20 protein-coding genes, 1 tRNA gene and 2 pseudogenes are annotated in these 22491 nt (G+C 63.3%); 11 read left to right on the top strand and 12 right to left on the bottom strand.

Going from position 1 to position 22491, the window contains the following annotated elements; genetic code table 11:
* Positions 1 to 115 precede the first annotated feature (115 nt).
* A complete protein-coding gene (locus tag JQ558_RS24275) occupies positions 116 to 205 on the bottom strand; it encodes a K(+)-transporting ATPase subunit F (RefSeq protein ID WP_016846764.1) in 90 nt (29 codons plus the stop codon).
* A gap of 447 nt (positions 206 to 652) precedes the next feature.
* Between JQ558_RS24275 and JQ558_RS24270 the strand changes: the two genes are divergently transcribed.
* From JQ558_RS24270 to JQ558_RS24250, 5 genes and pseudogenes are all read left to right on the top strand, one after another.
* Complete coding sequence (locus tag JQ558_RS24270; protein WP_212295426.1) at positions 653 to 1120, top strand: hypothetical protein; 468 nt, start codon at positions 653 to 655, stop codon at positions 1118 to 1120.
* Positions 1121 to 1164: 44 nt separating this feature from the next.
* Positions 1165 to 1458 carry a hypothetical protein gene (locus JQ558_RS24265; protein WP_312015027.1) on the top strand — a complete coding sequence of 98 codons (294 nt, stop codon included), beginning with the start codon at positions 1165 to 1167 and terminating at the stop codon, positions 1456 to 1458.
* Positions 1459 to 1830: 372 nt separating this feature from the next.
* Positions 1831 to 2804: pseudogene (locus JQ558_RS24260) on the top strand (magnesium and cobalt transport protein CorA).
* A gap of 160 nt (positions 2805 to 2964) precedes the next feature.
* Positions 2965 to 4092, top strand: a complete 1128-nt coding sequence (locus tag JQ558_RS24255; protein ID WP_312015026.1) for an Ig-like domain-containing protein — start codon at positions 2965 to 2967, stop codon at positions 4090 to 4092.
* Positions 4093 to 4383: 291 nt separating this feature from the next.
* Positions 4384 to 5181 (top strand): Crp/Fnr family transcriptional regulator, encoded by a 798-nt coding sequence (locus tag JQ558_RS24250; RefSeq protein ID WP_212295424.1) that lies wholly within the window; start codon positions 4384 to 4386, stop codon positions 5179 to 5181.
* A 317-nt stretch (positions 5182 to 5498) separates the two neighbouring features.
* Here the strand turns inward: JQ558_RS24250 and fdhF are convergent, their stop codons facing one another.
* The 5 genes from fdhF to mobB form a co-directional block, all read right to left on the bottom strand.
* Complete coding sequence (gene fdhF, locus JQ558_RS24245; protein WP_212295423.1) at positions 5499 to 8264, bottom strand: formate dehydrogenase subunit alpha; 2766 nt, start codon at positions 8262 to 8264, stop codon at positions 5499 to 5501.
* Entirely contained in the window at positions 8261 to 9970 is a 1710-nt protein-coding gene (locus JQ558_RS24240; RefSeq protein ID WP_212295422.1) for an NADH-ubiquinone oxidoreductase-F iron-sulfur binding region domain-containing protein, read from the bottom strand. The genes fdhF and JQ558_RS24240 overlap by 4 nt, the downstream gene beginning before the upstream one ends.
* Before the next feature lie 285 nt (positions 9971 to 10255).
* Positions 10256 to 10492 carry a sulfurtransferase TusA family protein gene (locus JQ558_RS24235; RefSeq protein ID WP_212000343.1) on the bottom strand — a complete coding sequence of 79 codons (237 nt, stop codon included), beginning with the start codon at positions 10490 to 10492 and terminating at the stop codon, positions 10256 to 10258.
* Between the two features lie 42 nt (positions 10493 to 10534).
* Positions 10535 to 11788: a gephyrin-like molybdotransferase Glp gene (gene glp / locus JQ558_RS24230; RefSeq protein ID WP_212295421.1), complete on the bottom strand. Its 1254-nt coding sequence runs from the start codon at positions 11786 to 11788 to the stop codon at positions 10535 to 10537.
* A gap of 6 nt (positions 11789 to 11794) precedes the next feature.
* Positions 11795 to 12322, bottom strand: coding sequence for a molybdopterin-guanine dinucleotide biosynthesis protein B (mobB, locus tag JQ558_RS24225; protein ID WP_212295420.1), 528 nt, complete (start codon positions 12320 to 12322; stop codon positions 11795 to 11797).
* A 92-nt stretch (positions 12323 to 12414) separates the two neighbouring features.
* On the opposite strand from mobB, the gene JQ558_RS24220 reads away from it, so the two are divergent.
* The 3 genes from JQ558_RS24220 to JQ558_RS24210 all read left to right on the top strand — a co-directional run bounded on the left by JQ558_RS24220 (position 12415) and on the right by JQ558_RS24210 (position 14264).
* Positions 12415 to 13305 (top strand): formate dehydrogenase accessory sulfurtransferase FdhD, encoded by an 891-nt coding sequence (locus JQ558_RS24220; protein WP_212271765.1) that lies wholly within the window; start codon positions 12415 to 12417, stop codon positions 13303 to 13305.
* Positions 13295 to 13939 (top strand): molybdenum cofactor guanylyltransferase MobA, encoded by a 645-nt coding sequence (gene mobA / locus JQ558_RS24215; RefSeq protein ID WP_312015025.1) that lies wholly within the window; start codon positions 13295 to 13297, stop codon positions 13937 to 13939. The genes JQ558_RS24220 and mobA overlap by 11 nt, the downstream gene beginning before the upstream one ends.
* Before the next feature lie 88 nt (positions 13940 to 14027).
* On the top strand, positions 14028 to 14264 hold the full coding sequence (locus JQ558_RS24210; protein ID WP_212271763.1) for a hypothetical protein: 237 nt from the start codon (positions 14028 to 14030) through the stop codon (positions 14262 to 14264).
* On the opposite strand, the gene JQ558_RS24205 is transcribed toward JQ558_RS24210, so the two are convergent.
* Together JQ558_RS24205 and JQ558_RS24200 are read right to left on the bottom strand one after the other, a co-directional pair.
* Positions 14231 to 15361 (bottom strand): FAD-dependent monooxygenase, encoded by a 1131-nt coding sequence (locus JQ558_RS24205; RefSeq protein ID WP_212295418.1) that lies wholly within the window; start codon positions 15359 to 15361, stop codon positions 14231 to 14233. The genes JQ558_RS24210 and JQ558_RS24205 overlap by 34 nt on opposite strands.
* Before the next feature lie 62 nt (positions 15362 to 15423).
* Positions 15424 to 15933 (bottom strand): annotated as a pseudogene (locus JQ558_RS24200) (molybdopterin-binding protein); the annotation flags it as partial.
* 205 nt (positions 15934 to 16138) lie between these two features.
* On the opposite strand from JQ558_RS24200, the gene JQ558_RS24195 reads away from it, so the two are divergent.
* Positions 16139 to 17350 carry an ABC transporter substrate-binding protein gene (locus tag JQ558_RS24195; protein WP_212210222.1) on the top strand — a complete coding sequence of 404 codons (1212 nt, stop codon included), beginning with the start codon at positions 16139 to 16141 and terminating at the stop codon, positions 17348 to 17350.
* Between the two features lie 174 nt (positions 17351 to 17524).
* On the opposite strand, the gene JQ558_RS24190 is transcribed toward JQ558_RS24195, so the two are convergent.
* On the bottom strand, positions 17525 to 18490 hold the full coding sequence (locus JQ558_RS24190; protein WP_212295416.1) for a TAXI family TRAP transporter solute-binding subunit: 966 nt from the start codon (positions 18488 to 18490) through the stop codon (positions 17525 to 17527).
* A gap of 233 nt (positions 18491 to 18723) precedes the next feature.
* Here JQ558_RS24190 and JQ558_RS24185 point away from each other — a divergent pair.
* Positions 18724 to 18799, top strand: a tRNA-Ile gene (locus tag JQ558_RS24185).
* Positions 18800 to 19014: 215 nt separating this feature from the next.
* Here JQ558_RS24185 and ald read toward each other — a convergent pair.
* A complete protein-coding gene (gene ald / locus JQ558_RS24180) occupies positions 19015 to 20127 on the bottom strand; it encodes an alanine dehydrogenase (RefSeq protein WP_212295415.1) in 1113 nt (370 codons plus the stop codon).
* 137 nt (positions 20128 to 20264) lie between these two features.
* On the opposite strand from ald, the gene JQ558_RS24175 reads away from it, so the two are divergent.
* Complete coding sequence (locus tag JQ558_RS24175; RefSeq protein ID WP_212295414.1) at positions 20265 to 20777, top strand: Lrp/AsnC family transcriptional regulator; 513 nt, start codon at positions 20265 to 20267, stop codon at positions 20775 to 20777.
* Here JQ558_RS24175 and JQ558_RS24170 read toward each other — a convergent pair.
* Positions 20774 to 21844: a TetR/AcrR family transcriptional regulator C-terminal domain-containing protein gene (locus JQ558_RS24170; protein WP_212295413.1), complete on the bottom strand. Its 1071-nt coding sequence runs from the start codon at positions 21842 to 21844 to the stop codon at positions 20774 to 20776. The two genes, JQ558_RS24175 and JQ558_RS24170, sit on opposite strands and share 4 nt — an antisense overlap.
* A complete protein-coding gene (locus tag JQ558_RS24165) occupies positions 21828 to 22490 on the bottom strand; it encodes a TetR/AcrR family transcriptional regulator C-terminal domain-containing protein (protein WP_212295412.1) in 663 nt (220 codons plus the stop codon). The genes JQ558_RS24170 and JQ558_RS24165 overlap by 17 nt, the downstream gene beginning before the upstream one ends.
* Position 22491: the final 1 nt, after the last annotated feature.

Raw genomic sequence — 22491 nt, 5'->3', positions numbered from 1 at the left:
GTCTAAAACCCTTCAGGATCTCTTTGCGGGCAGCAGCAGGTGAATGAGCGCGATCAGCAGCGCCGAGGTAACGACAAACGCCAGGACGACTTGGACCAGCGTGATCATGGCGACCTCAGAAGCGTTCGGGCCGCAGCAGCGCGTAGGTCAGGTAGAACAGGAGGCCGAGCGAGACGAGCCCGGCGAGCGAATAATCGAAGATCATGATCGTTCTCCCTCAGAGCCGTTCGCAGGCGTAGGCGTAACCAATGCCCGCCAGAAAGAAGCCTGCGCCTAGCGCCAGCACGATAATGTCCAGCATGGGATGTTCCTGTGCGACATGAGCCGCGGGCCGAACGGACGGCCTCGCTTTGATTGGTGGTGAAGTGCCACCGCGCGCATAGGTTTTCGAGATGGGGGCAATGGCGACGTTATAGGAATTCCATAAGTGCCCGTGGTCCCGGGCCACACCAGTCACCTTCCGCCAAATGGGTGACGGTGGCTATGGGTCCCGGCTCAAGGCCGGGACGACGTGGGGAGAAAGCGTACCCACATCACCCACTTATGAAATCCCTATTTCTCCGCCCCTCGCCGCATCTCGTTTTCAAATGGCGTTTTGACCACCTTGGACCCACGGCTGCGGTTTCAGCCGCCCCACAAGTGAGATCACGCCATGTTCATTCTCGCACAACCCCAAACCCCCGCTGAACCCGGCGACCGGCTGCGCAACGCCTATGCCGTGACCGCTGAATTCCTGTCCGACATCGTCAGCCAGACCTGCCGGCGCTTTCCGTCCGTGGGCCAGAGCGGCAAGACCGCCCGCATCGAGCGTCTGATTCAATCCGGCGCCTGGACCGATGCCGCGCTGGCACTGATCGATCTGGAATTGCCGCAATGGCAGCTCCGCCGCATCGCCTATGACGAAGGCGAATGGCATTGCGCGCTGTCGCGCGAACGCGAACTGCCGGACTGGCTCGATCAATCCGCCGAGGGCCGTCACGCCGATCTGGCGCTGGCTATCCTGAGTGCGTTCGTCGAGGCGCAGCGCCTCAACGCGCCGTTGCGCCGGCCCAGCGTCCCGGCCGTGCGCAGCGATGCCGGCGCGCTCTATGAGCCGGTCCTGAGCGACAATTTCGGCTGAACGAGCCGGGAATACGCAGCTCGCCAAAATGAAAGAATACCAACGTGAAGCTCATCGAACCTCCATCGTGCCGCTCGCCCTCCGCAATCGTCTTCATCGGCAGAAACCGGCGCGGCCATTGGGTGGCCCAGGAACAAAACGGCCTCTATGGCGGCCTGTTTGTCAATCGCACACAGGCCATCAAATACGCGTTGTTCGAGAACGGTCATCATCCCGAAACGATCGTCGAACTGGCCTGCGAAATCGAACTCGACATGGGTAGCCGCCCGGGCGCGCGGTGCATGTCGTCGCAACAGATTCACCCGCACATCCGATCTTCAGAAGGACTTATGACATGATGCTCACGCATCCCGGCAGCCGATTCAAACCGGCTTCCCATCGGTCGGGACGCCGGGCCCCAACCACCACAAACCTCGCGATGCTGAAGCTGATCTGCCTTCGCGCGATTGGTCCCCTGCTAAGAGGTGTCGCGATCGCCGGCGTCATCGTCCTCAAGGCTGCGATCTTCCTTTCGCGCGTCAGCCATTGAGAACGGCCGAGCGACCCGCGCGCAAGAATCTGATACTACGGCCGCGCGGGGTCTGAACGGCATCAACGATAACGACATGTGAGGCCGAACATACATTTGACCACAAATTCCCCGGTGCTAGCCTTGCCGAGAACACGGCGTCGGCGCAGGTTTCAGCCGCGATCATTGAGGAATGGAAGCCATGAACGTAGCGCCGCAAGCGGACATGCCGAGCGATCCGGTTGCTTCCGAAGGTGTGGTCGCGGCGGGGGCCTATGTCGACGGCCGGCGGGTCGCCAATATCGCCATCGAGGAAGCTTCGAGTTGGCGCAGCAAGCCCGGCCATGTGGTCTGGATCGGGCTGCACGAACCGGACATGACGCTCCTGACGAGCGTGCAGCAACAGTTCCAGCTGCATGATCTTGCCATTGAAGATGCGAACAACGCCCATCAGCGGCCGAAGATCGAGCAATATGGCGACGGCCTGTTCATTGTGGCACGCACCGCGCAGCTCGTCGGCGACAGCATCGCGTTCGGCGAAACCCATCTGTTCGTCGGCGAAGGATATCTCGTCTCCGTTCGCCATGGCGCCTCGACATCCTATGCGCCGGTTCGCGCGCGCTGCGAAAGCTGCCCGCGGGCGCTGGCCCGCGGCGAGGATCGCCGGTGCTCGAGACCATCCAGGAGGAGGTCGAAGCGATGGAGGAGCAGGTGCTCGCGAGCGCGATGACACGGGCGCAGATCGAGCGGCTGTATCTGTTGCGGCGCGATCTGTTGCGCCTGCGGAACGCGGTGGGACCCCTGGTCGAGGTCTGCCGCCGGCTCGAACATGACAATCTGCCGATGATCCGCCCCACCATGCAGCCGCTGTTCCGCGACGTCACGGACCACGTCCGCACCGTCCAGGAGCAGATCGACTCGCTTCGCGAGGTTCTCGCTTTTGCCTTCGAGGCGAGCCTTTTGGTGGGCCAGGCCCAGGAGACCGCGGTCTCCAAGAAACTCGCCTCATGGCTTGCCATCATCGCGGTCCCGACCGCGATCGCGGGCATCTACGGCATGAACTTCAAGCATATGCCGGAACTGGAGTGGGAGTATGGCTACTTCGCCATTATCGGCACGATCCTGACCGTCTGCGCGGGCCTGTTCTGGCGCTTCCGGAGTGCCGGATGGCTATAAGCTGACCGGCCTACCCCGTTTTCGCAACGCAAACGAGTACCAACTTTGCCCAAGACGCTATAGACTGCCGTCGAGCCAGTGATTTGGCCGATGGATGAGCATCATGATTGCGACATCGATGAGTCGAATAATCGTACCGTCCATGGTTGCGGCATGTAGCGTGGCGGCCATATTCGCCGTCTATTACGTCCGCCACGAGCCGCGGGTCGATACCAGGGCCGCAACCGCCGCGCCGACGATCTCGAAGCCGGCATTGGACGCCCCAAAGCAGGGTGCGCTCGCAGCGGCGCAAGCGGCGGCAAACGCCGTGACGGCCACGCTGGGCGGACCACCCCCACCGCCGGACAGCGTGCCGTCATTCGACATCGCCCGCATCGAGCCGACGGGCGAAGCTGTCATCGCCGGCCGGGCCATGCCGGGCGCAGCGGTGGAACTGCTGCGCAACGGCGAGATACACGATCGCGTGGTGGCGGATCAATCCGGACAATTCGTCATGGTTCCGCCCCGGCTTCCCTCAGGGACTTATGACCTGACGCTGCGGGCCAAGGAGCCGGACGGCAAGCAGACCTCGTCCAAACAGAGCGTGACGGTGGCGCTTGAGCCGAAATCAACCGACCGGCCGGTCGTAGCGTTGATGGCGCCGGACAAACCCACTGTCGTGCTGTCGCAGCCGGCTGTGCCTAAGCCGATGGCCGGTGCAGTGGTTGCGGAGACGGTTGAGATCGAGCCGGGCGGCAAGCTCCATGTCAGCGGCCGCGCCCGCCCCGGCGCCGCGGTGAAGCTTTATCTCAACGACAGCTTTATTGCGTCGGCAACCGCTGCCGCAGACGGACGTTTTGCGGTCACGATCAAGGAGGGGGTCGCCTCCGGCAGCTACCGCGTGAGGCTGGACGAGTTGGAGCAGAATTCCGGCGCGGTGCGCGCCCGCGCCGAGGTGCCGTTCAACGTTCCCGACACGATGGTCACGGCCTCCGTGCCGGCCACCGCGGCCAAACGGCTGGACGTTGCCTCTGCACAGCAGCCGGAGCTGGCCGGCGCCATGGCCGCCGTTCTGCCAGACAAGGGTTCGCCGCCAGACAAGGGCTCGCCCTCCACCGTGGTCGTGCCGAAGATCGCCACCACCACCGTCTCGCGCGGCGACAGCCTCTGGCGTATCAGCCAACTCTCCTATGGAGCGGGCACGCGCTACGCCGTCATTTACAAGGCGAATCGGGAACAGATCCGCAATCCCAACCTGATTTATCCCGGCCAGGTTTTTGTCGTTCCGATGCCTGAAGCGCGGCCATAGCGTCTGCGCGAGAGATTGCGCGGCGTTTTAGCTCGCGCTCGATTATGTGCGGCGGCTCTGCTGGACGCGCATGACGACCGTCACGTCTTGGGTGAACGACTAGCTCGCTTCACTCCGCCGCGGTCCACAGCCTGGCTTTGGCCCGCACGGCGCGTCGCAGACCTTTCGGCTTTTAATCATTTGTGCCGAGGCGCCTTCGCCTTGGCACGCTTCCCTGCGGGGCTTTGAGGCGGTACAACCCGCCTGTATTCTCGTGTGTAGCGGCTAAATGAAGTGTAGCGGTGCAGACCAGTGACAATACTTGATCGAATTCTCGACGCGGCCGCGGATAATCTCAGGATAGCGAAAATCCTGGTCCAGCTGGGCCTCGACCCCAACAACATCACCTACGACGCGCTGTTCAATCGCCTGCTGGAGATTTTTCTCCACAATATCACGCTGGCCAACATGTTCGCCCTGGTCGGCGCCATCTTCTTTGTCGCCACTTTGCTGACGCAGACCATGGTGCCGCTGCGCGTCGCGAACATGATCGGTTGCGCATTCTTCGCCCTGTTCGGCGCGCTCACGGCATCCGTCACGACCTTCCTGTTGTATCTCCTGATGGTCCCCATCAATGCGTATCGCCTCCGACAGATGCTCGTTCTGGTGAAGAAGGCCCGCAGCGCAACGAAGGGCGATACGTCGCTGGAATGGCTCAAGCCGTTCATGACCGAACGCAAGTATCGCAAGGGCGATATTCTGTTCAAAAAAGACGATGCCGCCCATGAGATGCTGCTGACCGTCACCGGAAAATTCCTGGTCAAGGAAATCAGCGTCGAACTTCCGCCGGGGCGTTTGATGGGCGAATTTGGTTTCCTCACGCCCGATAACCGGCGCACGGCGACGATCGAATGCATCGAGGATGGTCATGTGCTGACCATCACTTATGACAAGCTGCTCGAGATCTACTTTCAGAACCCGCAGTTCGGCTATTACTTCCTGGTCCTGACCAGCCAGCGCCTGCTGGAGAACATTGCGCGACTCGAAGGGATTGTCGCGCAACACAAGTCCTCGCAGCAGGCTGCGGCTGCGAACGGCCCAACTAGGTAGAGCAGCGGCGTAAGCAATTGGGTTGAATTGGTCGGGCGGCAGCCTCGCTGCACCTCTCCCGCTTGCGGGGTCGAGACGAGCGAAGCTCGCTCTTAGGTCGACGCGCTCAAAGAGCGCGGCGGGTGGGGGCTCTCTCCACAAGTGGGGCTCTCTCCACAATATGACTCGCGGATAGACCCCCACCCATAGCCGATGCTGCGCATCGGCGTTCTTCAACAAGGACGGCGGCCACAGGCCGCCTACGCCTCCCCCAAGCGGGAGAGGGAGTACACCGTCTTCGTGGTAACCAGCGCGGCGTCACCTCTTCAGGCTTAGGCCTACTCCGCCGCGGTCCGCAGTTCGGCCCTTTCGGCGCGCACCGCGCAGAACTTGAACTCGGGGATCTTGCCGAACGGATCGAGCGCCGGGTTGGTCAAGAGGTTCGCCGCCGCCTCGGCGTAGCAGAACGGCATGAACACCATGTTCTCAGGCACGTCGCGGTCCGATCGCACCTTGACCTCGACTGCACCGCGGCGGGTTTCCAGTCTGATGAAATCGCCGGGCCAAACGCTGAGGCGCCGCATATCCTTCGGCGACATGAACGCGACCGCCTCCGGCTCGATCTGGTCGAGCACGCTGGAGCGTCGGGTCATCGAGCCGGTGTGCCAATGTTCGAGCACGCGGCCGGTCGACAGCACCATCGGATACTCGCCGTCGGGCACCTCGTCGGGCGCGATCACATGCGCCGGCACGATCTTGCCGCGACCGCTCTCGGTCGGGAAGCCGGTGGTGAAGATGATCTCGTTGCCGGGCTTGTTCGGGTCATCCGCCGGATAGGTGACGGCGCCTTCACGGACCAGCCGCTCCCAGCTGATGTTCTTGAGCGAGGGCATCAGCTGCGCCATCTCGGTGTAGACGTCGCCGGGGCCCGAATAATTCCACGGCAGCCCCATACGCTTGCCGATCTCCTGGATGATCCAGAGATCCTGTCGCGCCTCGCCCGGCGGCTTGATCACCTGGCGCGCAAGCTGCACGCGGCGGTCGGTGTTGGTGAAGGAGCCGTCCTTTTCCGCAAAGGCCGAAGCCGGCAGGATGACGTCGGCGTGGAATGCGGTCTCGGTGACGAAGAGGTCCTGCACCACGAGATGATCGAGCATGGCGAGCGCTCCGCGCGCATGCTGAAGATCGGGATCGGACATCGCGGGGTTTTCGCCCTCGATATACATGCCGTTGATCTCACCGGCGTGGATCGCGTTCATGATCTCCACCACGGTCAGGCCGCGTACCGGATCGAGCTCCTGGCTCCACAACTTCTCGAAATTGCCGCGCATGTCGTCGCGGCTAACCGGCTGGTAGTCCGGCAGGAACATCGGGATCAGGCCGGCGTCGGACGCGCCCTGCACGTTGTTCTGGCCGCGCAGCGGATGCAGGCCGGTGCCGGGACGGCCGACCTGTCCGGTGATCAGCGCCAGCGCGATCAGACAGCGCGCATTGTCGGTGCCGTGGACATGCTGGCTGATGCCCATGCCCCAGAAGATGATCGACGATTTGGCGCGCGCATAGGTCCGCGCCACCTCGCGCAAGGTTTCTGCCGGCACGCCGCAGATCGGCTCCATCTTCTCCGGCGTGAACTCCTTGATCTTCTCCTCCAAATCCTGAAAGCCCTCGGTGTAGCCCGCGATGTACTGATCGTCGGTCAGGCCTTCGGTGATGATCGTGTTGATCATCGCATTCAGCATGGCGACGTCGGAGCCGGGCTTGAACTGCAGATGTTGGGTCGCGTGGCGCGACAGCGATTGCCGACGCGGATCCAGGACGAAGAGCTTGGCGCCCTTCTTCGCCGCGTTCTTGATGTAGGTTGCAGCGACCGGGTGGTTGACGGTCGGATTTGCGCCGATCACGATGATGACTTCGGCATCCATCGCCGCCGCGAACGGGGCCGACACCGCGCCGGAGCTCAAGCCTTCGAACAGCGCCGCCACCGACGAGGCGTGGCACAGCCGCGTGCAGTGATCAACATTGTTGGAGCCGAAGCCGGTGCGCACCAGCTTCTGGAACAGATAGGCCTCTTCGTTGGAGCCTTTGGCGGAGCCGAAACCGGCCAGCGCCTTGACGCCCTTCTCATCACGGATCTTCACGAGGCCGTTGGCGGCGATATCGAGCGCCTCTTCCCACGACGCTTCGCGGAAATGCGTGAACGGATTGGCCGGATCGACCTGGTCGTTGGCATCCTTCTTCGCATTCGGCAGCCGCACCAGCGGCTTGGTCAGTCGATGCGGGTGATGGATGTAGTCAAATCCAAAGCGGCCCTTGACGCAGAGCCGGTTGTGGTTGGCCGGGCCGTCGCGGCCCTCGGCGTAAATGATTTTCTCGTCCTTGACCTGGTAGGTGACCTGGCATCCGACGCCGCAGAACGGACACAGCGAGTCGACTTCCTTGTCCGCATAGGTCACGCGGGTCTGGTTCTCGTCCAGCATCACCGACGGCATCAATGCACCGGTCGGGCATGCCTGCACGCATTCGCCGCAGGCCACGCAGGTCGATTCCCCCATGGGATCGTCGAAGTCGAACACGATTTTCGATCCATGGCTGCGGTAGGCCATGCCGATGACGTCGTTGACCTGCACTTCGCGGCAGGCGCGTACGCACAGGCCGCACTGGATGCAGGCATCGAGATTGACGCTCATCGCGGGATGGCTGACGTCGCTTTCCCAGCGCTCGGCGGCCGGGAAGCGGCTCTCGGTAACCTCGACCTTTTCGGCCCAGTGCCAGAATTTTGAGTCAGGATCGTGCGAGGTCTCGCGCGCCGGCTGGTCGGCGACCAGCAGTTCCATCACCATCTTCTGCGCCGCGACCGCGCGCGCGCTTTCGGATTTCACCTTCATGCCGACGGTGGGGGTACGCTTGCAGGACGCCGCCAGCACGCGCTCACCCTCGATCTCCACCATGCAGGCGCGGCAATTGCCGTCGGGCCGATAGTCCGGCGCGGGCGAATAGCACAAATGCGGGATTTCCTGGCCTTGGCGTTTTGCCACCTGCCAGATGGTCTCGCCTGCGCTGGCCTCAACCTGCTTGCCGTCGAGTTCGAACTTGATCCTGGTCATTCCGCGGCTTCTTTCGGCACGAATTCTTCCGGAAAATACTTAATCACTGACGTCAGGGGATTCGAGGCTGCCTGCCCGAGCCCGCAGATCGAGGCATCGCGCATCGCCTGGCTCAACTGGTCGAGCAATTCGCGGTTCCAGACCCGGCGCTCCATCAGGATCGCCGCCTTCTGGGTGCCGACCCGGCACGGCGTGCACTGGCCGCAGCTTTCATCCTCGAAGAAGCGCATCAGGTTCAGCGCCGCGCCCCGCACGCTGTCGTGTTCGGACAGGATCACGACCGCGGCCGAGCCGATGAAGCAGCCGTATTTTTCTAGCGTTCCGAAATCGAGCGGGATGTTGTCCATCGACGCCGGCAGGATGCCGCCGGACGCACCGCCCGGCAGGTAGGCGTGGAACGTATGTCCGTCGGCCATGCCGCTGCAAAACTCGTCAATCAGTTCGCGCACGGTGACACCCGCGGGCGCCAGCTTCATGCCGGGATTCTTGACGCGGCCCGATACCGAATAGCTGCGCAGGCCGTGACGGTCGTTGCGGCCGTGGCCCTTCCACCAGTCGGCGCCCTTTTCGACGATGTCGCGCACCCACCACAGCGTCTCGATGTTGTTGATCAGCGTCGGCAGGCCGAACAGGCCGACCTGGAACGGATATGGCGGCTTGTGGCGCGGCAGACCGCGCTTGCCTTCGATGCTTTCGAGCAGCGAGGATTCCTCGCCGCAGATGTAGGCGCCGGCGCCGCGGCGCATATGCAGCACCGGGCCGCCCGGCGGTAGTTTTGCGATCTCGCGCTCGAGAATTTCGCGCGAGGCCGGATATTCGTCGCGCAGGTAGATGTAGACATCGGTCGCCTCGACCACGTGGGCGCCGATCAGCATGCCCTCGAGGAAGCGATGCGGGTCGGTCTCGAGGTAAAAGCGATCCTTGAAGGTGCCGGGCTCACCCTCGTCGCCATTGATCGCCATCAGCCGCGGGCCGGGCTCGCCGAGCACCGCACGCCATTTCCGCCCGGTCGGGAAGCCGGCGCCGCCGAGGCCGCGCAGCGAGGCGTCGTCGAGCGATTTGAGCAGGTCTTCCTTGGAAAGCGCACCGGAGCGCAAGCGATTGAGCAGCGCGTAACCGCCGCCGGCGACATAGGCGTCGTAACCAACATACTCAGGCAAATGCGCATGCGTCTCGCCGCCCTTCGCGGCAGCCAGCACGCTTGCAGTGGTTGCATGGTCGACAAAGTGATGGCCGACTTCGGCTGCTGGCGCGGTATCGCAGCGGCCGACGCAGGGCGCGCGCACCACGCGAATGCCGGGGCCGGCTTTGTCCTGCAATTCATGCAACAGTTTTTCCGCGCCCAGCATCGCGCAGGTCAGCGAATCGCAGACGCGAATGGTCAGCGGCGCAATATCCGGCTCGCCTTCCTTCACGATATCAAAATGCGCGTAGAAGGTTGCGGTCTCGAACACTTCGGCAAACGACAGCTTCATCTCGTCGGCGAGTGCGGCGAGATGGCCTGCGGAAATCTGGTGATACGTGTCCTGGATCAGATGCAGATGTTCGATCAAGAGATCGCGCTGCCGCGACCGGTCGCCGAGCAGCTGTTCAATCTCGTACGCGGCGGTCGGATCGACCTGGCGGCCCTTCGGCGTCGCCTTGGCCCGCTTCCGCCCGGCGCCGGGGTGCTCGAACGAGCGCACTTTCTGCACGTCTTGAACCATGGAAAACGTCTCGTTCCTGCCTGTATGTTTCCGCGATCATAAATCGTGGCATGCCAGATGCCAAGAGAATTGTCGCGTTTTGATAAGCATTTAAGGCGACACGCCCGGCGCGGTCATGCCGCTCGCCGCCCGGACGAGGCTTCGCGTCGGAAGCCATCTTTTCGATCAGCGAATGAGAACTGGAATCGATCCAAAGATCAATAAAGCCGTCTCATGTTGCGATAGCGAATGCGTATCGATCTGACTTTGCGATCGGTCGATACGGATTCAAAATGGATCCGTCTCTCAGTTTCCGCCGTTCGCCTTCTCGATCAGGAACACGATTCGCGTCTCCGCGCGTTCCGTAATCTCGACCTTGTCGCCGGTTTCGCGGATCAGATTCGGAATATCGATCACCGACAGCGGATCGGTGCAGTGGACTTCAAGCCGCTCGCCAGGTTTGACCGATTTGAGCGCCTTGCGCGTCTTCAACGCCGGCAGCGGGCATTTAAGGCCGGTGAGATCGAGCTTTGTCGTTGTCATCAAGGGAACATGGCGAAGCGGATGCGCATCGTCAATGAGCCTTCAGATCAAGCTTGCATAGGACAGGAAGCCAACGGACTGGCCAGGCTCGACAAGCGTGATCTCTTCGCCGAGTTCGACAAGCCCATCGGTGTCGACCAGCGAGGACAACAGCCCCGCACCCTCGCGCGGAAACTTCACCGCTTCGAGCACGCCATCGCCGGCCTTGCGCAGGGTGACGCGGACATATTCGCGGCGGGCGATTTTCTTCTTGTAGGCAAAGGCGGCGCGAACCGGCATCGGCACCAGCTTCTCCTGCCGCGCGCCCGACAGGGCAAGAATGGTCGGCCGCACCACGTGGGCGAAGGTGACAAAACTCGCCACCGGATTGCCCGGCAGGCCGATGAACGGCGTGCCGCCGATGATCCCCATCGCCACGGGACGTCCCGGCTTGATCGCCATTCGCCACAGCACGAGCGAGCCCACGCTTTCGACGCTGGCCTTGACGTGATCTTCTTCGCCGGTCGATACGCCGCCGGTGGTGAGGATCAGGTCGTGGGCGCCGGCGACTTTCTTTAGTGCGGCAGCGAGCGCGGTGGGCTCGTCCCTGATAATGCCGAGGTCGCTGACCTCGCAGCCGAGCCGCGCCAGCATCGCCATCAGCATGAAACGGTTTGAATCGAACAGCTGCGCCGCCCCGCGTGGCTCGCCCGGCGAGACCAGCTCATTGCCGGTGGAGAACACCGCCACCCGAATCCGCCTGTTGACGCCAAGTTCGGTCAGGCCGAACGCCGCTGCCAGCGCGACATCCTGCGGCCGCAGCCTTTGTCCGGCCGTCAATGCCGCGTGGCCCAACGGGATATCCTCACCCGCGGGACGCACATTTGCACCGGGCTTCAGCCCCGCCGGAAGCACCACCTTGCCGTCGTCGAGGCGAACATCTTCCTGCATGAAGACGGTGTCGGCGCCGTCGGGCATCGGCGCACCCGTGAAGATCCGCACCGCCTCGCCCGGCTTGATCGGCGCGCCTGCGGAAGCGCCGGCCTGAACGCGACCGGACACCGCAAACGCCTGCTCCTTGTCGTTGGGCAGGTCGCGGCTCGACACCGCATAGCCATCGACGGCGGAATTGGTGAAGGGCGGCAGCGGCAGCGGCGCCGAAACGTCCTGAGCGAGCACGCGTCCGTCGGCATTGGCGAGCGCGACGGTCTCGACCTCCTGCACGGCCGTGACCCTGGCTGCAATGATGCCGACGGCCTCATCGACCGACATCATCGGACCGCCGAAGGCAAAGCAATCGTCGGACAATTGCGCCATCGCGAATTAGCTCTCCGCTTCGCTCTCTGCCAGCACCTCTTCGACCGGTATCGCCGAGCGCAGCATCATCGCGGCAATCGCCTCGATATCGTCGAGATGGGCGGTGGGAAGCCGGGTTTCAACCGGTGTATCGGTGGCGATGCCGACCACGCCGGGATCGTCGGGAAACAAAAATGGCTTGCCGTTGGCGGCGCGGAAAACCTCGATCTTGCGGTGCGGCTCGCGCTTGAAACCCTCGATGACGACGAGATCGACCCGCGACATCCGGGCCAGCAGTTCCGGCAGGCGCGGCTCTTCGGCGCCGCGCAATTCATGCATCAGGGCCCATCGCCGCGCCGAAGACACCAGCACCTCGGTGGCGCCGGCCTCGCGATGCCGCCAGGAATCCTTGCCCGGGATATCGACGTCGAAGGCGTGATGGGCGTGCTTGATCACGGAAACCCGCAGGCCGTCTTTCAGCAAATGCGGGATCACCCGCGCCAGCAAGGTGGTCTTGCCGGCGCCGCTCCACCCCGCGAGGCCAATCACTTTCATCGCATTCTCCGCACCCTAGCCGGAACCGGGCTGGGTTTTCTCCAGAGGTGCTTTATATCGGCTGCGAGCCAATGTCATGCTAACCTGCGGAAATGATGAAGATCGACAAAGCCCCCGTCCCCCTGATCGTGCCCAATCCTGATGATCCCAGGCTGACCGAGCGCGTCACCGGGACCGATCAGACCGGCGCCACTGTGGAAATCAGGGTGCCGGTGGAGCGGCCGCTAACGCTGTATCTGAACGCGCAGGAGATCGTCACCATGATGACGATCGGCGACTATCCGGAATATCTGGCGCTCGGCTACCTCTTGAACCAGAACATGCTGAAATACGACGACGTCGTCACCGAGGTCGAATATGACGACGACCTGCAGGTGGTGGTGGTGCGCACCGAGCATCACACCAATTTCGAGGCCAAGCTGAAGAAGCGCACGCAGACCTCGGGCTGCGCGCAGGGCACCGCATTCGGCGACCTGCTGGAGGCCGTGGAAAGCGTCGCACTGCCGAAGGCGGAGCTGCGCACCTCCTGGCTCTACGAGATGACGCATGCGATCAACACCATGCCTTCACTGTATCTCGAAGCCGGCGCGATCCATGGCTGCGTGCTGTGCAAGCAAGGCACGCCGATCTGCTACACCGAGGATGTCGGCCGCCACAACGCCGTCGACAAGATCGCGGGCTGGATCTATCGCCACGGCGTCGATCCCGGCGACAAGATTCTCTACACCACGGGCCGGCTGACCTCCGAGATGGTGATCAAGACGGTGCGGATGGGGATTCCCATCCTGGTATCGCGCTCGGGTTTTACCGCATGGGGCGTCGAACTGGCGCGGCAGGTCGGCCTGACGCTGGTCGGGCGCACGCGCGGTAAGCGCTTCATCGCGCTATCAGGCCAGGAACGCATCGTGTTCGACCAGAACCTCGCCTTTGTCGAAGAGGAATCGGCGCGGCACAAGCGCAAGGGCGAAGACCGTGACGAGTGAAGCGACGGCAAGAGCCGCGCTGATAGTACCGGCCGTGCTGCTCGCCGGCGGTCTGGCGCGGCGGATGGGCGGCGGCGACAAGCCGATGCGCACCATCGGTGGCCGCACCATACTCGACCGCGTGATCGCGCGGTTGCAGCCGCAATGCGATGGCCTCATTCTCAATGCCAATGGCGATCCCGCACGCTTTGCCGCGTTCGGGCTGCCGGTGATCGCGGACGGCGTCGCCGATTTTCCCGGGCCCCTGGCCGGCATTCTGGCGGCGCTGGATTGGGCCGCGGCCAACCGGCCGGAGGTCAAGTGGGTGCTGAGTGCCGCGGCGGACTGCCCGTTCCTGCCGCGGGACCTGGTTTCGCGTCTCGTCGGCGCAATGCGCGATGAGAACGCAGAGCTTGCGGTCGCCGTCTCCGACGGCCAGTCGCATCCGGTGATCGGATTGTGGAGCGTGGCGTTGCGCGAACAGCTCCGCCACGCGCTTGTGGTCGAGGACGTCAGGAAGATCGACCGCTGGACCGCGCGCTACCGCCTTGCCACCGTAACCTGGCCGGTCGAGCCGCTCGACCCGTTCTTCAACGCCAACACCATGGACGACATCGCCGAAGCGGAACGGCTGGCGGCGCTGGATGGCGGCTAGGTGGATCCCCCTGTATGCTTTGAACCGGATCGCCGTTCACGGCGACCACTGAACGCCGAGGGTGCTCAGCGGGCGTTGAGATGTCGTCATGATCGAAGTTTTTGGGGCTGTTCTGGTCTTCATCCTGCGGGCGGTTTACTTCGTCCTGGAGATCGTGACGTTTTTCTCAAATCTGAAGCAGTTGGCCCGATGGGCAACCGGCAGCGCCACACTCGTCGACGTGCCTGCGGAACCGAAGATTCTGTCCCCCGCGGCTCGGCGCGCGCTCGAGGAGGCCGAACAGCGCCGAGCTCATGCCGCCAGTGGCTCGGTCCAGGCATCGTAGCCATAGACCCAATCGGTATCGGTCTTTCCGCTGAGCCAGGTATTGGTTCGCGAGGTCTGCTGGACCCGCGCGGTTCGCGCCTTGCGGGTTGCCTCGAACCTTCGAAACGCATTCGGCACGCCATCGCGCTCGACGCCGTCGAGACAGCGTGACAGCACCGCGGCGTCCTCGATCGCCATCGCCGCGCCTTGCGCCATATAGGGCGTCATCGGATGGCAGGCATCGCCGAGCAGCGTCACGTTGCCCTCGCCCCAGCGCTCCAGGGCATTGCGATCGACGATCGCCCATTTGTGCACGTCCGGGCACGCGGCCAGCACCTGTTCGACCTGGCGGTCGAAGCCCGAAAAAGCCTTGCGCAATTCCCTGACGTCGCCCTTGGCCGACCACGACTCGATCCGAAACTCCGGCTCCGGCTGGCTGGTGACGAGATAGATTTCGCTGCGGTCAGGCTTGACGTAGTAGATGACGATGTGCCGGTCCTCGCCCCACCATTTGGTGCAATCGTCAATTTTTTGGCCGCCGAGAAGCGATGCAGGATAGGTGGTGCGGTAAGCGATGCGCCCGGTAAAGTGCACCGGCGAAGTGTCGAACAGGATGTCTCGGACGACGGAGTGAATGCCATCGGCGCCGATGACGGCGTCCGCGATCGCGGTCTCACCATTCGCGAAGGAGAGTCGGACGCCGTCGCTGATCTCGTCGAGTCCGACCAGTTTGTGGTTTAACTTGACGCATTCATCGGGAACGGCGCTCGCCAGCGCCGCATGCAGATCGCCGCGGTGCGCCAGCAGATAGGGCGCGCCGAATTTCTGCTCGGCGCTCTCGCCAAAGATCATCTCGAATTTGACTTCGCCGGTCTTCCAGTCCCGGTTGTTCCAGGAGCGTGGATAGAACGACTGGCTGCGCAATCGTTGCTCGAGCCCCAGCCCGCGCAGCACCTTCATGGCGTTGCAGCCGATCTGGATGCCGGCGCCCAATCGCGCAAATTGCGAGGCCTGCTCATAGACGGTGACGTCGATGCCGACCCGCCGCAGCGCCGCCGCCGACGCGAGGCCGCCCATGCCAGCGCCGATGATTGCAATCGAAAGACGCCGCGTCATGGTCTCCCCGCCATTTCAGGCCGGTCGAAACCCGGCTCTTTCCAGCGCCGCGCGGCCTTCTTCCGCAGGCGCGGCCGGCGCACCTTCAGCCGCTCTATTCCCGCCGCCCGCGCGATCATGAGGTCACGTGCCAGCACGCGCCGCCCCGCCTCGACCACACTGCTGCCAGCGGCAATGCCACCACCGGCCCGGCGCACGCCCTGCCCCGGGATCGCTTCCGCCAGCACCTGCGGCATCGGGCCGGATAGCTCGACAGCATCGGCATCGAGCACGCAATCGCAGCCATCAGGCATGGCGTCACCGGCTTCGACCCAGACCGGCAACGCCGTCAATGGCAGCGGCGAATAGGACGACGCCCCGACAAGATCACGGGCCGGCAACGCAAAGCCGTCGCTGGCGGCGATGTCGTGCGGCGGCTGCGCGCCCAGTGGCGGCATGTCAGCGGCAATACAACGCAGCGCTTCCGCGAGCGGCAGTTCCGCAGGCGTTACCGGCTCGACGCCGTGCAACAGGGCGGCAAGCGCCACATCGAGCGGCGTAAGCGAAGTCGGAAGGCGCTGTTGCGAAATCATGGCCCGCTATGCCCTGAATCGGGCCGGAAATAAACAGAACCGGATACCGCCGGCGGTCGGCCCCCTCCTTCCGGCCAAGTTGACGACGGTCCAAATTAGTTGCAATCGGGACCAATTGGCTTTAGTTGCAAGTGGGACCAATTGGCGGAAAGCAACCGCCTGAAGACACACACGGCCAACGTGCCGATACACAGGGAGAAGAGGGATGCTCGTCAAAAACCTATCCATGCTTGGCGCGCTTGCGGCCGCGATGCTGGCGTCGCCTGCGGCGCTCGCGCAACTTTCAGATGACATCGTCAAGATCGGCGTTCTCACCGATATGAACGGCCCGGCGGCGACGCCAACCGGTCAGGGCTCGGTCACGGCCGCGCAGATGGCGATCGACGATTTCGGCGGCAAGGTGCTGGGCAAGCCGATCAGCCTGATCGTCGGCGACCATCAGCTGAAACCGGATATCGGCGGCGGCATGGCGCGGCGCTGGTACGATGTCGACCAGGTCGACCTGATCGTCGACGTTCCGGTGTCGGCGGTCGGCCTTGCGGTACAGAACGTCGCCAACGAGAAGAAGAAGCTGTTCATCACGCACTCGACCCTGGCCGCGGATTTCCACGGCAAATTCTGCTCACCTTACGCCATCCAGTGGGTGATCGACACCCGCTCGCTCGCGGCCGGCACCGCGCAGGCGGTGGTGAAGCGCGGCGGCAACAGCTGGTTCTTCATCACCGATGATTATGCGTTCGGCCACGCGCTCGAACGCGACGCCTCCGCCGTGGTCACCGCCAATGGCGGCAAGGTGCTGGGTTCGGTGCGACCGCCGCTTGCGACCCCCGACCTGTCGTCCTTCGTGCTGCAGGCGCAGGCTTCCAAGGCCAAGATCATCGGCATCGCCGCCGGCCCGCCCAACAACATGAACGAGATCAAGACCGCCTCGGAGTTCGGCGTCTTGAAGGGCGGCCAGCAGATGGCGGCATTGCTGGCGCTGATCACCGACATTCATTCGCTCGGATTGCCGGCGGCGCAGGGCCTCTTGCTGACGACCTCGTTCTACTGGGACATGGACGACAAGACCCGCGAATGGTCGAAGCGCTATTTTGCCAAGATGAACCGGATGCCGACGATGTGGCAGGCCGGCGTCTATTCCTCGGTGATGTATTATCTCAACGCCATCAAGGAGGCGGGTACCGACGAGCCGCTGAAAGTCGCGGCGAAGATGCGCGAAAAACCGATCGAGGACTTCTTCTCCCGCAACGGCAAGCTGCGCGAGGACAATCTGATGGTGCATGACCTCTGGCTGGTCGAGGTCAAGAAGCCGGAAGAATCGAAATATCCGTGGGACTATTACAAAATCCTGGCCAAGATCCCCGGCGACGAGGCGTTCGGGCCGATTGATCCGGCATGTGCGATGGCGAAGAAGTAGATTCTCACCATCGTTGCGACACTACACTCCACCGTCGTCCCGGCGAAGGCCGGGACCCATAATCCCGGTCATCTGTTGTTGGAAAAAGCCGTCGACCATTTGTGCTTAACAATAACTGCCGCGGCGTATGGGTCCCGGCTCAAGGCCGGGACGACGTGTTGAGAGAGCAGCGCCCTACTTTACCACCCCGACCTCGCGGAAATATTTCAGCACGCCCGGATGGATCAGCTGCAGATTGGGCGCAGCGGCGGCCGTGTTCACGGCCGTTGTCTCGCAGGCCTGCGGCAGTTTCTTGCACAACGACCCCTCCGCGCCGTGCAGCGTTTTCGCCAGCCGATACGCGACATCATCCGGCAGGCTTTCGCGCGCGAGGACAAAACTCCATGAGCCGATCGAATCGATCGCCGCCGGCTGGTTCGGGTAGCTGTTGGCGGGCACTGTCAGCGGCTTGAGAAAGGTATGCTTGGCGCGGACCCTGGCGATCTCGCCGGCGTCGGGCGCGATGAAGCGGGCGCCGCCGGGGCTTTCCGCCATGCTCTTGAACCCGGGCCAGCCGATGCCCGCGCCCCACAGCGCCGCGGCACGGCCGTCCTGCACCATGGCCGGACCGTCGCCGGCGCGGTCGAGATAGATCGACTTGAAATCCTCGTCCTGCTTCAGCCCGATGCCGTCGAGCATGTATCGCGACAGGATCGGCAGACCCGAGCCCCTGGCGCCGAACGCCACGGGCTGGCCGACGAGATCGCGAATGGTCTTGTAGGGGCTGTCGGCGCGCACCACGAACATGCCCGGGCTGGAATACATCGCGGTCAGGATCTTCAGCCTGGTCGGCGCCCGCCCGATGCCCATAAAGGCCTCGTAGGAAGGCTCCCCCGCCACCAGGGCGATATCGAGCCCGTCGGTCTCGAGCAGCGGAATGTTCTCGCTGCTGCCCTTGGTGTTGCGCGGCTCGATCGACAGCGTCGGATCGGCGGCGTTCATGACTTCCGCGAACCCATTGCCATAGACCGGGAAGCCGCCGCCCGGTGTCGCAGTGCCAAGGCTGATGGTTGTTTTTGGTATGGCCTTGCTTCCATCTTGCGCCGCCGCGCCGCCTGCCAGCAGGAGAACGCCGGCGCAGACGATATGAGCGAGTTTCATGTTTGGCCTCAAGCGTTGCTCCCCGGGGACGTCTAATCAACGCGCAGCGGAGGTTGCAGGCAAGTGTTGACTTTTATGAAGTTCGGCAAGTCACGGGCGAGACCGGGAATTGGCGCAATAGGGTGGAATTGCCTGCGTTTGGGTAGATTAACCCCGGCATTGCGGGATTGCGATCACCACTGTAAACGATGCCCGCACCGTTGCTGGCCGCCTCAAAACGGCCGCTCGCGGCGGGGCCTGTAGCTCAATGGTTAGAGCCGGCCGCTCATAACGGTCTGGTTGCAGGTTCGAGTCCTGCCGGGCCCACCAGCCTTCGCTCGCGAAGCGAGTGAAGGCTGCCGCGCCGAAGCCCACTTGGGCGAAGGCGGGCGCGGCCGCGAGCTACGGCTCGGCAGGCCACAGGCCCTTCGGGCGACGCGTGGCGCAGCCACGCAGGGCCGAGGGGTGAAGCGTGGTGTCCGGCGTAGCTTGAGCGCAGCGAAAGCGAAGACGGACTGGAAGCGTCAACCTAGGGCCTTCCAGCCTCAAGCCACCGCGCCCTCGATCGGTGAGAATGGCATGCCGAGGCTTCTGGCCACCGGCTCGCAGGTCAGCCGGCCCCGGTAGACGTTCAGACCGGCGCGCAAATGCGGGTTCTCGAGCACGGCCGCAAACCCCTTGTTGGCGAGCGCCAGACCAAAAGGCAGCGTGGCATTGTTCAGCGCCTGGCTGGAGGTCAGCGGCACAGCACCCGGCATGTTCGCGACGCAGTAATGGATGATGCCCTCCACCTCAAAGGTTGGATCAGAGTGGGTGGTCGGGTGCGAGGTCTCGAAGCAGCCGCCCTGGTCGATCGCGACATCCACGATCACGACCCCCTTGCGCATCGAACCCAACATCTCCCGCGTCACCAGTTTCGGCGCGCTCGCTCCCGGGACGAGCACCGCACCGATGACGACATCGGCGGCAAACACCTCTTCCTCGATGCTGTCGATGGTCGAGAATTTCGTGCGAACGCGCCCCTCGAACAGTTCGTCCAGCTCGCGAAGGCGGCCGATCGAACGGTCGAGAATGGTGACCTCGGCGCCAAGGCCGACCGCCATGCGGGCCGCGTGCGTCCCGACGACTCCGCCTCCAATCACCACGATGCGTGCCGGCTGGACGCCCGGCACGCCCCCGATCAACAGGCCCCGGCCTCCCGCATGCCGTCGCAACGCCGCGCCGGCCGCTTCGATCGCAAGCCTGCCCGCCACTTCGCTCATCGGCGCCAGCAGCGGCAGGCCGCCATGGGCATCCGTCACGGTCTCATAGGCGATTGCGGTGCATCCGGACGCGATGAGGCCCTTGGCCTGGTCGGGATCGGGCGCCAAATGCAGGTATGTGAAGAGAATCTGGTCTTGCCGCAGTTGCGACCATTCCGATGCTTGAGGCTCCTTGACCTTGACGATCATCTGGCTGGACGCAAACACCTCGCGGGCGGAGTCCAGCACAGTAGCACCGGCCTTGCGATAAGCATCATCCGTCGCGCCGATGCCGGCGCCGGCATTGGTCTCGACCACGACGCTGTGCCCCGCCGCCACATATTCGCGAACGGCCCCCGGCGTCAGACCGACACGGTATTCGTGCGTCTTGATCTCCCTGGGTACACCGATCTTCATGGCAACCTCCGCTGTATGGCACGCCTCCTTTTCTAGGCGGGAACAGCGGTTTATTTCCCGGCGAAACTTGCGCACGTACCGGCAAATAGTGCAGAAATTCAACGAGATTTGGCACTATGGCGCAGGATTTCAAACATATGGACCATGACAAGATCGACATGACGATTCTCGCCGAACTCAGCGCCAACGCGCGGGTCAGTCAGACCGAACTGGCGGACCGGGTGGGACTTTCGAGCACCGCGATCGCGCGGCGGCAACGCGCTCTGGAAGACGAAGGATATATCAGAGGCTATCAGGCCATCCTCGATCCGAGCCGGTTTGGCCTCAACACGACCGTGCTGGTCCGAATCGCGCTCAACAGCCAAAGCGACGAGGCGCTGAAATCGTTCGAAGCCGCCGTCGTCAACTGCCCGTCGGTGATCCGCACGTTTCTGATGTCGGGAAACGACGACTATCTCCTGATCGTGCTGGCGCGCGATATCGAAGACTTCGAGAGGATTCACCGGACCGAACTGTCGCGCCTGCCGCACGTCTCGCGCATCCAGTCGAATTTCGCGCTTCGCGAGATCATCGATCGCGCGGTTCCCCTGGCGATCTTCGGAAAACCCGGGCGTCCGGCACGAAAGCAGATCAGAAAACGGGCCGACTAACGCAGGTAGACCCATGCCCGGCGGCCGGCCACCGGCAACGACCCGCCGCCGTTGCGTAAAACCCCTCGCTCGAGGATTGCCGTCTCGTCAGGCCCGGCGCCGTCGAGAAAGACTTTCACCGCGGTGCGGGCCCGCAAATCGATCTCGGAAAGCGTTGGTATCGCGCCGAGCTGAAGCACAGCTTCCAGGTGAATGTTGCCATAGAGCATGCCGAGGAACTGGCGGGCTCCGGCTTCGCAATCCGCAAGATCGATCTCGCCGGCCTGCTTTGCGCTTGCAAGAATATTTGTCAGGACCTCGATCGCCCGCTTTGGGCCATGCTGCGCGTAGACCCGCGTCGCATTCGGGTAGCGGTCCGCTTCGAGGATGGCGGTGTAACAAACCTCCAGCAAGGCCGGCGTCATCATCGTCTCGAGCAGATTGCGCCCGATGATGATGAGCAATTCCCTGAGCGGCAGGGAAAGCTGGTCGGCACTGACACTCAGGGCATTGGACGAGTACTGGCTGACGACCTTGGCGAACTGGTCGACCAGAAGCTGCTCCACGTTCTCGCGCCGCGTTGTCTTCTCGCGGAGCAGTTCCTTGTAGAGACCGTGCGGCGTCCATGTCCAGCTCGGCCGCCCAAGCACGAACGCCGTGATAACAGCGCAATTCGACCAGCCGCGCATCTGGCTCGCTTTACCGGGGACCTGCTCGCGGACGCGAAGAATATCGCCCGTCCCACCCCAGCGAAGAAATTTGACGGCATCGGCCGGCGGCAGGATCGTCACCATCATACGGGTCCACCACGGCTCCACGAGCAGCCAGCTCCCGGTGTTCGTCGGCCGCATGGCAAAGACGTGCTTGTGCTTGTGATGGACGAACCGATGCCACCATTGCCGTTTCAGGCCGGGGACGAAGCAAATGATCCAGTCGACGGGCTCGACCGTCACCAGCGATCCATGCTCGTCGGCGCAGTTGGCCAGATCCGACGGGACATCGTCGACGACCTTCAGGGGTAATGGCCTGTCGCTGCTCCGCGCCAGCCAGGACTGGCTCGCACGGGCAGTATCAAATGGCGCGTTCATATCTGACGCTCCTCGCGCTTGCACATCCATGCAGGAACCTTTCAACGCCGGCCTTGACGCGGTCGGCGGTTGTCCCGTTCTGGCTTGTCACGGGATTCAGCATCAATGCCTGGTAGAGCGGCTCCCTTAGCAGTCCCATCAATTGCTCCGCGCATACCTGCGCGTCCGATATCGACAGGATTCCTCTTTCATTGGCCTCCGACAGAAACTCCCGCAGCCTCCTTGTGACGATCTCCGACCCTGCCTCGTACAGCCGCTTCTTGAGAGACGGGTTGCGCGCAGCTTCGGCCATCATCATCCGGACGAACCCGACCAGGGTGGTCGAATATTCTCGCGAGGCAACGAGTCCGAAGGCGACAAGGGTATCTCGAACATCGTCAAGGGTATTTGGACGCACCCTCCTCATCAATGGCTGCGATATGAACAGGGCTTCGTGCTCGGCAACCGCGACGACGAGATCGTCGATACTTTCGAATGCCGACCAGATATCTTCTTGCGAATATCCGCTACGATGAAAAATATTGTCGAGGCCGCCGGGCGCGTCGCCGGGATGAGCGAGGGCCTCGCTGATCGCCGACACGATGTCGGAGCGAGAGTCCTGTCTCGATTCGGTGTCGTCCGCTCGAGCGGACGTGGAACGTCTCATG

It is taken from the genome of Bradyrhizobium sp. AUGA SZCCT0160, assembly GCF_018130105.1.
Lineage (GTDB): Bacteria > Pseudomonadota > Alphaproteobacteria > Rhizobiales > Xanthobacteraceae > Bradyrhizobium.
The sequence above is the reverse complement of the archived record's forward strand: the minus strand, read 5'-3'. Positions and strand labels throughout refer to the sequence as shown.